The organism is Streptomyces sp. APSN-46.1, assembly GCF_022815725.1.
Classification (GTDB): domain Bacteria; phylum Actinomycetota; class Actinomycetes; order Streptomycetales; family Streptomycetaceae; genus Streptomyces.
In genome coordinates this window covers 105,333-116,260 of record NZ_JALGRF010000003.1, presented here as the reverse complement: position 1 = coordinate 116,260, position 10,928 = coordinate 105,333, and the positions used below count along the sequence as shown (strand labels likewise).

The window sequence follows — 10,928 nt, the reverse complement described above, 5'->3', positions numbered from 1 at the left end:
GGAGGATCCCGTGGCGAACTCATTCGCCGTCAGCGTCGCCCACTCGTCCGAGGATCTCATCGGCGACACCCCGCTGCTGAAGCTCCGCCTCGACGGGCTGCCCGCCGACACCCACGTACTGGCCAAGCTGGAGGCGGCCAACCCGCTCTCCAGCATCAAGGACCGGGCCGCCCTCTTCATGATGCGGGCCGCCGAGGAGTCCGGCGCGCTGCGGCCCGGGGCGACCGTCATCGAGTCGACGTCGGGCAACACCGGGATCGCGCTCGCCTCGCTGGCCACCGTGCGCGGCTACCCGTGCCGGATCGTGCTGCCCGACAACGCCTCCCACGAACGTGTCCTGACCCTGCGGATGCTGGGGGCCGAGGTCGAGTTCACCGACCACACCCTGGGCTTCGCCGGATGTGTGGAGCGGGCCGAGCAGCTGCACGCGCAGACGCCGGGATCCTGGTACGCACGCCAGCACGAGAACCCCGACAACGTGCGGGCCCACTACGAGTCCACCGGACCCGAGATCTGGCGGGACACCGGCGGCCGCGTCGACCACCTGGTGTGCACCGTGGGCACCGGCGGCACCCTCACCGGCATCGCCCGCTTCCTGCGCGAGCGCAATCCGGACCTCAACGTCGTCGCCGTCGAGCCGGAGGGTTCCGCGCTGCTGTCGGGCGGCCCGCCCGGTCCGCACCGCATCCCCGGCCTCAACGGCGGCTTCATCAGCCCGGTCACCGACACCACCCTGATCAACGAGGTGATCGCGGTCTCCGACAAGGACGCCGCGGCCGCCACCCGCGCCATCGCCGCCACCAGCGGCCTGCTCGTCGGCGTCTCCTCGGGCGCCGCGGCACACGGCTGCGTCGAACTGGCCCGCCGCCACGACCTGTCGGGCGCCACCGTCGTGACCGTCTTCCCCGACACCGGCGAGCGCTACCTCAGCTGGTGGCCCACCGAGGCCGAGCCGGCCGGATGAGCGGCCGGCGAGGACTGCGCCGGCGGGTGCGGGAGACGCTGGACGTCGTCGTCGCCCGCGATCCCTCGATCCGCTCCCGGAGCGAGGCGCTGCTGCATCCCACCCTGATGTCGCTGGCCGGACACCGTACGGGCAACTACCTCTACCGACACCGCCATTACCGTTCCGCACGGCTGATCTGCATGGTGACCAAGGCGCTCACCGGCGGTATCGAGATCCACCCGGGCGCGCAGATCGGGCGGCGCTTCTTCATCGATCACGGCTGTGGCGTCGTGATCGGGGAGACCGCCGTCATCGGCGACGACGTATCCCTGTTCCACCAGGTCACGCTCGGCTCCACCGGCTGGTGGCAGGACCGCGAGCGGGACCCGGCGGGCGGCGGCAGGCGTCACCCGCGGCTCGGCAACGGTGTGACGGTGGGCGCCGGAGCCACCCTGCTGGGCCCGATCACGGTCGGCGACGACGCCCTGATCGGTGCGATGTCCCTCGTCCTGGACGACGTACCCAAGGGCGCGCACGTACGGGTATCGGGGGCCCGGACCGGCACCGTCACGCACCCCCCGACACCCTCCCCCGAGAATGGAACGGACCGATGAACCCCGAGCGCACACTGTTGCTCGTCGGCGCCACCGACGAAACCCTCATCAAGGCCAAGGCGCTTGGCCTGCACGTCCTGCTGCTCCAGCACCCCACCAAGATCACCCCGGAGCAGGAGAGCCTCGTCGATCTCGTCCGGGTCGTGGACTTCACGCGGTGGGACCTGGTGGAGCCCATCGCCCGCGAACTGCACGAAGCGCCCGGGTTCGCCGCCGCGCTCTCGCTGACCGAGCCGGGACTGGAGGGGGCCGCGTCCATCAACGACCTGTTCGGTCTCGGCGGCACCGGCCACGAGGTCGCCCTCAGGTTCCGCGACAAGGGGGTGATGCGCCGTCACTTCGCCGCGCTGGATCCCGACGCGGTCCGGTCCGCGCCGCTGCGCGACCGGGAGGACCTGGACGCGTTCGGCAGCCGCCACGGCTACCCGTTCATCGTCAAGCCGACCGACGCCACCGCGAGCATCGGGGTGCGCCGGGTCGACGGCCCTTCGGACATCGAGGGGGTGTGGGACGAGGTGCGGCGGCTGTCCGGCACGCGGACCGACCGGGTCTCGACGCTCTTCATCCTCCGGGACTTCCTCATGGAGGAGTACCTGGACGGCCCGGAGTACAGCGTGGAGTCCTTCAGCTTCGCGGGCCGCCATGTCGTCGCGGCGATCACCGAGAAGTTCACCGACCCCGCCCACTGCGCCGAACTGGGTCACGCGGTGCCCGCCCGGCTGCCGTCCGGTGCGGAGGAGCAGGTACGGGAGAGCGTGGCCCGCTTCCTCGATCAGATCGGCTACCGGGACGGCGTCTCCCACACCGAGATCCGGATCGGCAAGGAAGGCCCGAAGGTGATCGAGAGCCACAACCGGGTCGCCGGTGACGCCATTCCGGAGCTCGTCCGGAGCGCGTACGGCATCGACATGATGACCCTCGCCCTCGGGTGGCCGTTCCGGCTGGTCGAGGAACTGCCCGACCGGCCGGTGGCGCACGCCGGTGCCAGTGTGCGGGTCCTGGTGGGGGAGCCCGGAACCGTGGAGTCGGTCGAGGGCGTGGCGGAGGCGCTGCGCCAGGAGGGTGTGATCGACGTACGGATCAGCGCCAAGCCCGGTGACGCCGTCCGCCCCGTCCGGGACAACTGGGACCGGCTCGGCCTGGTGGCCGTGGCCGGCCCCGACACCACGGCGGCCGTCCGGCGGGGGGCGGAGGTCATCCGCGACTCGATCAGGGTGCGGGTGCTGGGCGCCGACGGCCGGGCCGGCCTGGCCGACGTCGCCCAGGTGACGGAGCACACGGTGGAGTCCGCATGAGCGTCCTCATCCTGCACCGCAACCCGTTCGAGCCGTTCCCCTATCTGGAGTGGCTGAGCGGCTGCGACGAGGTGGTCGTCCTCGCGGCCCGCGACAAGCTCGAACTGTTCGGCGAGGAAGTGCCCGAGGGCGGCGAGGGCGCGCTCGGGTTCACCCGTCTGGAGATATTCGACGACTTCGACGACGAGGCGGTCATCACCCGGGCGCTGGAGCTGGCGAAGGAGTTCGGCACCACCCACGTCGTCGCCCATCACGAGGCGGACGTGGCCCGGGCCGCCGAGCTCCGTGAACGCCTCGGCCTCGACGGGGCATGGACCGCGGACGTCCAGCCGTTCCGGGACAAGGCCCTGATGAAGGAGCTCGCGCGGCGGGCCGGCATCGAGGTCGCCCCGGGCATCGTGGTGCGGACCGCCGACGAAGCGCGCGAGTTCGCCGGCCGGCACGGGTTCCCGCTGGTGTTCAAGGAGCGGGCCGGGTTCAACTCCGTCGGACTGCGCATTCTCCGGGACGAGGGCGAACTGGAGCGCTGCGTAGAGAGCGAGTTCGCGGGACCGCCGCGTGACGACGTACTGCTGGAGGCGTTCGTTCCCGGCCGGATGTGCCACGTCGACGGGCTGGTGGTCGACGGCCGGACCGTGGCGGCCTGGCCCTCCCAGTACCAGTACGAGCTGTCCTCGTTCGCGGCCGATCCGGGACCGCGCGTGGACCTGACGCTGGATACGGACGACCCGCTGACCCCTCGGCTGCTGGAGCTGGCCGACCAGGTGCTGGCGGCGCTGAAGCCGCAGGGCTCCCGGCTTCGCGACCACGCGTTCCACGCGGAGGTCTTCCACACCCCGGACGGGCGGCTCGTCCTGTGCGAGATCGCCTGCCGACCGGGCGGTGCGAAGATCCGCGAGGTGTTCGGGACGCTGTTCGGCACCAACCTCGGGGAGTACGCGACCCGCGTGCAAGCGGGTCTGCCGCTTCCCGAATTCGAGGACGGCGCGGGCGACGGGGCTCCGGGCGACGGGGCTCCGCTGCGGCCGCGCTGCATGTCCGGCCAGGTGCTGACGATGAAGCGGCCGGGGCTGGTGCGCGCGGTGCCCGCGGTGCCGGAGGACTCCTGGGTGGAGGGCTTCTGGGTCTTCGCCGAGCCGGGCCAGGTGATCGCCCCCGCCTCGGGATCGTCGGACTTCCTGACCGCGGCGGTGGCCTCGGCCCCCACCCGGGTCGAGTGCGAGCGCAGGCTGCGCGAACTCGGCGCGCGCGTACAGGCCCAGACGGAGATCGTGGGGGCACCGTGAAGAAGCCGTCGAGCCAGGTCAGGTACATGGCCGGGATGGTGGTCGACGCCACCGGCAGCGGCATGTACCTCCCGCTGTCCCTGCTGTACTTCCACTACGTCACCGGGCTGCCGATCACCCAGATCGGCGTCATCATGACCTCCGCCGCGGTGGTCGGCCTGGTGAGCAACCCGGTCGCCGGGGTGCTCATCGACCGGTTCGGCGCCCGCACCGTCGTCGTCGGGGGGTACGTGCTGCGCGCCGCCGGGTTCTGCGCCTACCCGTTCGTGGACAACGGGGTGATCATGTTCCTCGTGGTGCTGCCCGTCGCGCTGGGGGACATGTCCTTCCCGCCGGCCATCCAGTCCTTCGTGGCCGAGATCGTGCACGGCACCGACCGGGACAAGCTGCTCGCCGCGCAGCGCAGCCTGCGCAACGCCGGCATGGGCGTGGGCGGACTGCTCGCGGGTGCGGCGCTGGCGCTGGGCAGCGACTCCGCCTACCACCTGATCGTGGTCTCCGTGGCCGTCGGGTACGTGGTGGCCGCCGCGCTCATCCGGACGATTCCCACCGACCGGGCGGCCCCGCCGGCCGGCGGCCGGGTCTCCCGCAAGGGCGGCTACCGGCTGGTGGCGCGCAACCGCCCGTTCCTGACCCTGTCACTGCTGAACGTGCCGACCGCCTTCGGGTACATGGTGCTTTCGGTGAGCCTCCCGGTGTACCTCACCCAGGAACTGGGCGCGTCGAACTCCCTGGTGGGTGTCCTGTACGCGGTGAACACGGTGGGCATCGCGCTCCTGCAGATTCCGGTCACCCGGAAACTCGCCGCGTACCGCAGGACGCGGGCCATGGCGCTGGGCACGGCGGTCTTCGCCGCCTCCTTCGGCTCGTTCGCGGTGCTGGGCGCCTTCCCGGGCGGAACCGCCGTGATCGTCGGAGTCTTCGCCGCCACGCTGGCCTTCACCGTGGGGGAGCTGCTCCACGGAGCCACGGCGTCGGCCCTGGTGGCGCACGCGGCACCGGAGGAGACCCGCGGCCGTCATCTGGCGGTCTACCAGCTCTCCTGGGCGGTCCCGATCGCACTCGCTCCGGCGGTGCTGACCGCCCTGCTGTCCGTGTCCGCGATCGGCATGTGGCTGCTGCTCGCGGTCGGCGTGGCCGGTTCCGCGCTGGGCGTGCTCCGCCTGGAGCAGCGCCTTCCGGAGGCGGCGGTGCATCCGCGGCCGAAGGCCGAGCCGGCCGAGGTGCCCGAACGGGCCGGTTCCTGAAACATGCCGATCCTGAACGGACGACGGCCCTTGAGATGTGTCCCGTTCGAAGGCCGCCCCGGCACCGTGCCGGCGGCGGCGCATCGCAGAAAGGTTGCGTGATCCCGATGGGGGTTTCCAGTTGGCTGGTGCTGGGGGACGAGGACCCGGAGTACGCCCTCGCCGAGGCGGCCGGGCAGAGCGGTCTGGTCAGTCAGTTGCGGCCGCTGATCGCCGAGCTGAGCAAGCCCGGTGACCTGGTGTTCGACCCCTTCGCCGGATGGGGAACGACCCTGGTGGCGTGCGCGGCCGAGGGCCGGCGGGGGGTCGGGCTGGAGATCAACGAGTCCCGCGCGGAGGAGGCCCGTCAGCGGGTCGAGTCCTACCCCGGGCAGCGGATGCTGTGCGGGGACGCCCGCAAGCCGCCGCTGGATCCCGGCTCGGTGGACCTGGTCCTGTGCGACCTCCCCTACTTCGGCACCAATCTGGACGTCGAGGCCGCGGGGACGGGCCAGATGTACGCGCTGCGCGACTACGACGACTACCTGACCGCTCTCGACGAGACCTTCGCGGCCATCGCCGACGTGATGCGGCCGGGCGCGTACGCGGTGATCGCCGTCCAGAACCGCCGGGTGGCGGATTCCTTCGTGCCGCTCGCCTGGGACGCCTCGCGCGTGCTCGGCCGTCATCTGACGCTGGGCGACGAGCGCATCCACCTCTACGAGCGGCCGGCGAGCGGCGACGACCCGATGCTGTCGAACCGCTCGCACGAGTACCTTCTGATGGCCATGAAGCCCACGGTGTGACACGGACCGGCTGTGTGACAACGGACTGGCCCCGGCTCCATCGAGCCGGGGCCAGAATCCGAGAGGTTCAGCGGGAACGGCGTCAGGCCCCGTCGCCGCCGAAGCGGGCGGCGACGCGCAGCACGATGTCATTGGCCTCGGGCTCGCCTATGGTGACGCGGGCGCCCTCGCCGGGGAAGGCCCGGACGCGTACTCCCGCGATCTCGCAGGCCGCCGCGAAGTCCTCGGTGTCCGCGCCCAGCGGCAGCCACACGAAGTTGGCCTGGGAGGACGGGACACCGAGCCCGGCCCCGCGCAGCCCGTCCTGTACGCGCTCGCGCTCCTTGACCAGTTCCTCGACCCGTTCCAGCAGTTCGGCCTCCGCCTCCAGGGAGGCCACGGCCGCGCTCTGCGCCACGGAGCTGACGCCGAACGGGACGGACGACTTCCGTATGCGGGCCGCGACCGCCTCGTGGCAGACCGCGAAGCCGACCCGCAGGCCGGCCAGACCGTACGCCTTGGAGAAGGTGCGCAGCACGATCACCTGGGGGCGGTCCCGGTAGAGCGAGATGCCGTCCGGGACGGCCCGTGCGTCGCGGACGAACTCCCGGTACGCCTCGTCCAGGACGACGAGCACGTGCCCGGGGAGCCGGTCCAGGAAGCGTTCCAGTTCCGCGTGATCGACGACGGTACTGGTGGGGTTGTTGGGGTTGCAGACGATCACCAGCCTGGTCCGGTCGGTCACCGCCCCGGCCATCGCGTCCAGGTCGTGGCTGTGGTCCGCTCGCAGCGGCACCTCCACGGCGGTGCCGCCGTAGAGGTGCGTGAGGTGCGGGTACGCCTCGAACGAGGGCCACGCGTAGACCACTTCACCCCCCGCCTCGCCCAGGACGGCATGCAGGAGGTGCGCGGTGACGCCCACCGAGCCGGCGCCGATGGCGAGGTGCTCGGCAGGCACCGAGAAGCGCTCGGAAAGCGCACCGGTCAGTTCCGTGACGAACCGGTCGGGGTAACGGTTGATCCGGCCGCTTTCATTCCGGATCAGTTCCCGGACCGAGGGCAGCGGCGGATAAGGGTTCTCATTGGCGGAGAGGGAAAAGGGCGGCATGCGGCACCTTCCGACACCGAAGGGCGCGGAACCGGAATCCGGTGACGCGCGCTGCGGCGCATGCGGGGGTATGAGGAATGCGCGCCTGCATCCGAGGAATTGACGGCTCGGGGGCGTCGCTGCGTCAACCCTACGAGGTGCGTCCGCGGCCCGCAAGATCCTTCCGCCTTCGCCTTCGCCTCCGCCTTCCGTCGAAGCGCCGCGCCCGGTGTCGGGCGGCGCGAGCTCTGGCGGGCGGGATTCAGGGCTGACGGCTCGGGCCGGGGGCGTTCCCGGTGCTCCCGGTCGCTTCGGCACGCCCCATCAGGTAGCCGAGCTGGAGCCGGTGCTGCGCGGAGTACTCGTCCTTGAGCCGAGCGATATGCGACTGCAGCGAGCGCAGGCTGAGCCCGAGCCGACGGGCGATCTCCCGGTCGGAACGACCCTCGATGAGCAATTTGCATATCGCGTCCCGCATGTCCGGGATCACTTCCGCGGCGGCGTCGGCGGCCCGCACGGGGAGGAAGGGGTAGGGCTCGGCCCGGTCCCAGGCCCGCTCGAACATGTCGGTCAGGAACTTCACGACGGCCGGCTCGGTGACGAGCACCACCACGGTGCGGTCGGCGTTGGCCGGAATGAAGGCCGTGTGCCGATCGACGATGATCAGGCGGTCGAAGAACTCCGCCAGCGTCCGGACCTGCCCGCCGTACCCGGCGACGGTCCGTACGTAGTCCTTGGTCGGCTCGTCGAACCGGGTGCTGTGCTGGTAGAGGGTGCGCATGAACACCCCCGCGTTGATCTGCTCGCGCACCCCGGCCAGCGCCTTGTCCAGGACGGCGCTGGGGCGCGGCCCGTCCGGCTGGGCCGTCAGGATCTCCTTCTTGGCCCCGTCCACGACGCGCTGGATGGCCTCGCCGATCTCCGGCAGCCCGTGAACGTATGCGAATCCGGGGTCGGGACGCTCCCCGGACGGTGAGGGCTGCCAGGCCGACTCGGGACGGGACATGGCCTCGGCGGTGAGGGTGCGGGACAGCTCGGTGAGCGTCTCGGCCAGGCGGAGCATGGTCTCCCCGTGGCTGGACGCCGGGGTGTCGCCGGGCTCGCTCGGGGATACATGAACCGGATAGTCCGCGGCATCGGAGACATCGGTCGGCAGGGCTCTTGTGTGGCTTTTTGGTCCCATTTGAATCCCCCGTTTCGTGGCATTGCACTGACCCGAAGTATCCGTGATCATTCCTGAACGCTCCAACGGTGACAGGGTCGACAGCGGGATCGTACGGCCGCGGCGGCGTGGCTGGAAAGGGACTTCACGGGGGCTGCCCCCGGGTTCTTCCTGTTCTGCCACTGGTCGCCCTGGCCTTGCCGCAAAGCGGGACTGCAAATTCCGCTTTTGGTAATTCACGTCGCGTTTACTCTCCGCCCGTTGCGGCGGGCGGCTGAGTGAACGGAACGGAATGTAAACCTATGCCTTGGGGGGCTTCTATGTTCATACGGTCGATCTGTGCGCGTTTGGTGCACGGTGCACTCGGTGCCGCTCTCACCCTTGCCGTCGGCGGCTCCATCGCCGTCACGGCCGGTGCCGACGACATCGGGTGGAATTCGGTTCAGGCGTCAACCACCAATGACATCGGGTGGAACGGGATCCAGGTCTAGCACGCATCCGTACACCCGTCCCACGCCACCCGGAGATCGCTACGTGAACAGCAGACATTCGGAACTCTCCATCATCGGGGCCGGGCCCCGCGGTGTGTCCGTACTGGAGCGGCTGTGCGCCCAGGAGCGGAAGTCACCGTCATGCGAACGGCTGACCGTTCACGTCGTCGACCCCGCGGCGCCCGGCGCGGGCGCGGTCTGGCGCACCGGCCAGTCCCGGCACCTGCTGATGAACACGGTGGCCTCCCAGGTCACCGTCTTCACCGACGCCAGCGTGAGCATGGCGGGCCCGATCGAGGAGGGGCCGAGCCTGTACGAGTGGGCCCAGCGCCTGCTTTCGGGGAGCGAGGCCCTGACCGGCGGGCCGGACGACACCGCCCTGGCCGAAGCCCGCGCCCTGGGCCCCGACTCGTACCCGACCCGGGCCTTCTACGGCCGCTATCTGGAATGGGTCTTCCAGCGTCTGGTCGCCACCGCGCCCGCGCACATCACCGTCCGGGTGCACGCTTCGCGCGCCGTCGCCCTCCAGGACGAACTGAACGAACTGGAGGAGCCGGACGAGCCGGACGGCCGCGGCGCCGGACAGCGCGGAGCCCAGGAGGTTCTGCTGGCCGACGGTACCCGGCTGACCGGGCTGGACGCGGTGGTGCTCGCGCAGGGCCACGTAGCGGCCGTGCCGACCCGTACCGAGGCCGAACTGGCCCGCTTCGCGGCCGGGCACGGGCTGACCTACCTGCCGCCCGCCAACCCGGCGGACGTCGATCTGGAGGCCATCCGGCCCGGCCAGGGCGTCGTGATGCGGGGCATGGGGCTCAACTTCTTCGACTACATGGCGCTGTTCACGCTCGGCCGCGGCGGCTCCTTCGTACGCGAGGGGGGCCGCCTGGTGTACCGGGCCTCCGGCAAAGAGCCACGGCTGTACGCCGGTTCGCGCCGCGGTATCCCGTACCACGCCCGCGGCGAGAACGAGAAGGGCGCGCACGGCCGTTACTTCCCGCGGCTGCTGACCGCCGAACGGGCGCGCGCGCTGCGCGACCGTGTCCGCGCCGGCGACCGGGTGTTCTTCGGCACCGACCTGTGGCCGCTGATCACCAAGGAAGTGGAGAGCGTCTACTACGCGGCGCTGCTCACCGCGCGCGGTGCGGACGGGGCCGGCTTCGCCGACCGCTACCTGCACGTCGCGCCGGGTCCGGAAGAGGAGCGGATCCTGGCTGAGGCCGGCGTCGGCCCCGCCGACCGGTGGACCTGGGAGCTGGTGGAACGACCGTACGCGCAGCGGGAGTTCACCGACCACTCCGACTATCGCGGCTGGCTCCTGGAGTACTTGCGCGCCGACGTGGTCCACGCGCGCCTCGGCAACGTCTCCGGACCGGTCAAGGCCGCGCTCGACGTGCTGCGGGACCTCCGCAACGAGATCCGGCTCGCCGTGGACCACGGCGGGCTCGAAGGCAACTCGCACCGCGACGAACTCGAAGGCTGGTACACACCGCTCAACGCCTTCCTGTCCATCGGCCCGCCCGCCTCCCGCATCGAGGAGCTGATCGCGCTCATCGAGGCGGGGATCGTCGAGCCGACCGGGCCCGGGATGCGCGTCGAGACCGTGGAGGACGCGGACGGGGCCGGCTTCGTCGTCGGGTCCGCCGCGTTCCCCGAGGTCCGGTCGCGGGCCACGGCGCTCATCGAGGCACGGCTGCCCGAGCCCGATCTGAGCCGCACCGCGGACCCGCTCCTGCGCCGCCTGCTCGACACCGGGCAGGCGGCCCCGTACCGGATATCCGGTGAGTGCGGTACGCGGTACGAGACCGGGGGACTCGCGGTGACCGAGCGGCCCTACCGGCTGCTGGACGCCGAGGGCCGCCCGCACCCCAGGCGCTTCGCCTACGGGGTGCCCACCGAGTCCGTGCACTGGGTCACCGCTGCCGGGATCCGGCCGGGCGTCGGCTCGGTGACGCTGGAGGACTCCGATGCCATCGCGGCGGCCGCCCTTTCGCTGCCGCCGGCACGCGAGGGGCGCGAGGGCCGGGAGGGCGCCGCGA

General features: G+C 71.4%; 8 protein-coding genes and 1 pseudogene. 7 read left to right on the top strand and 2 right to left on the bottom strand.

Going from position 1 to position 10,928, the window contains the following annotated elements:
* Nucleotides 1-10 precede the first annotated feature (10 nt).
* The 6 genes from MTF65_RS12905 to MTF65_RS12880 all read left to right on the top strand — a co-directional run bounded on the left by MTF65_RS12905 (nt 11) and on the right by MTF65_RS12880 (nt 6,173).
* Nucleotides 11-964, top strand: a complete 954-nt coding sequence (locus MTF65_RS12905) for a PLP-dependent cysteine synthase family protein (RefSeq protein ID WP_243628794.1) — start codon at nt 11-13, stop codon at nt 962-964.
* Nucleotides 961-1,560 (top strand): serine O-acetyltransferase EpsC, encoded by a 600-nt coding sequence (epsC, locus tag MTF65_RS12900; RefSeq protein ID WP_243628793.1) that lies wholly within the window; start codon nt 961-963, stop codon nt 1,558-1,560. Before MTF65_RS12905 ends, epsC begins: the two co-directional genes overlap by 4 nt.
* Entirely contained in the window at nt 1,557-2,855 is a 1,299-nt protein-coding gene (locus MTF65_RS12895) for an ATP-grasp domain-containing protein (RefSeq protein WP_243628792.1), read from the top strand. The genes epsC and MTF65_RS12895 overlap by 4 nt, the downstream gene beginning before the upstream one ends.
* The gene (locus tag MTF65_RS12890) at nt 2,852-4,141 is read left to right on the top strand and encodes a hypothetical protein (protein WP_243628791.1); all 1,290 of its coding nucleotides are present in this window, start codon (nt 2,852-2,854) and stop codon (nt 4,139-4,141) included. The genes MTF65_RS12895 and MTF65_RS12890 overlap by 4 nt, the downstream gene beginning before the upstream one ends.
* The gene (locus tag MTF65_RS12885) at nt 4,138-5,388 is read left to right on the top strand and encodes an MFS transporter (RefSeq protein WP_243628790.1); all 1,251 of its coding nucleotides are present in this window, start codon (nt 4,138-4,140) and stop codon (nt 5,386-5,388) included. The genes MTF65_RS12890 and MTF65_RS12885 overlap by 4 nt, the downstream gene beginning before the upstream one ends.
* A 107-nt stretch (nt 5,389-5,495) precedes the next feature.
* A complete protein-coding gene (locus MTF65_RS12880) occupies nt 5,496-6,173 on the top strand; it encodes a TRM11 family methyltransferase (RefSeq protein WP_243628789.1) in 678 nt (225 codons plus the stop codon).
* An 82-nt stretch (nt 6,174-6,255) separates the two neighbouring features.
* On the opposite strand, the gene MTF65_RS12875 is transcribed toward MTF65_RS12880, so the two are convergent.
* Both MTF65_RS12875 and MTF65_RS12870 read right to left on the bottom strand, forming a co-directional pair.
* Complete coding sequence (locus tag MTF65_RS12875) at nt 6,256-7,260, bottom strand: histidinol-phosphate transaminase (RefSeq protein ID WP_243628788.1); 1,005 nt, start codon at nt 7,258-7,260, stop codon at nt 6,256-6,258.
* A 241-nt stretch (nt 7,261-7,501) separates the two neighbouring features.
* Nucleotides 7,502-8,302: a LuxR family transcriptional regulator gene (locus MTF65_RS12870; protein ID WP_243628787.1), complete on the bottom strand. Its 801-nt coding sequence runs from the start codon at nt 8,300-8,302 to the stop codon at nt 7,502-7,504.
* A gap of 633 nt (nt 8,303-8,935) precedes the next feature.
* On the opposite strand from MTF65_RS12870, the pseudogene MTF65_RS30710 reads away from it, so the two are divergent.
* Nucleotides 8,936-10,891 (top strand): annotated as a pseudogene (locus tag MTF65_RS30710) (FAD/NAD(P)-binding protein); the annotation flags it as partial.
* Nucleotides 10,892-10,928: the final 37 nt, after the last annotated feature.

Excerpts from the sequence above, each read along its gene's own strand:
- MTF65_RS12880 (WP_243628789.1), top strand. The coding sequence starts at position 5,496 with ATGGGGGTTTCCAGTTGGCTGGTGCTGGGGGACGAGGACCCGGAGTAC.
- epsC (WP_243628793.1), top strand. The coding sequence starts at position 961 with ATGAGCGGCCGGCGAGGACTGCGCCGGCGGGTGCGGGAGACGCTGGAC.
- MTF65_RS12875 (WP_243628788.1), bottom strand. The coding sequence starts at position 7,260 with ATGCCGCCCTTTTCCCTCTCCGCCAATGAGAACCCTTATCCGCCGCTG.
- MTF65_RS12895 (WP_243628792.1), top strand. The coding sequence starts at position 1,557 with ATGAACCCCGAGCGCACACTGTTGCTCGTCGGCGCCACCGACGAAACC.
- MTF65_RS12870 (WP_243628787.1), bottom strand. The coding sequence starts at position 8,302 with ATGCTCCGCCTGGCCGAGACGCTCACCGAGCTGTCCCGCACCCTCACC.
- MTF65_RS12890 (WP_243628791.1), top strand. The coding sequence starts at position 2,852 with ATGAGCGTCCTCATCCTGCACCGCAACCCGTTCGAGCCGTTCCCCTAT.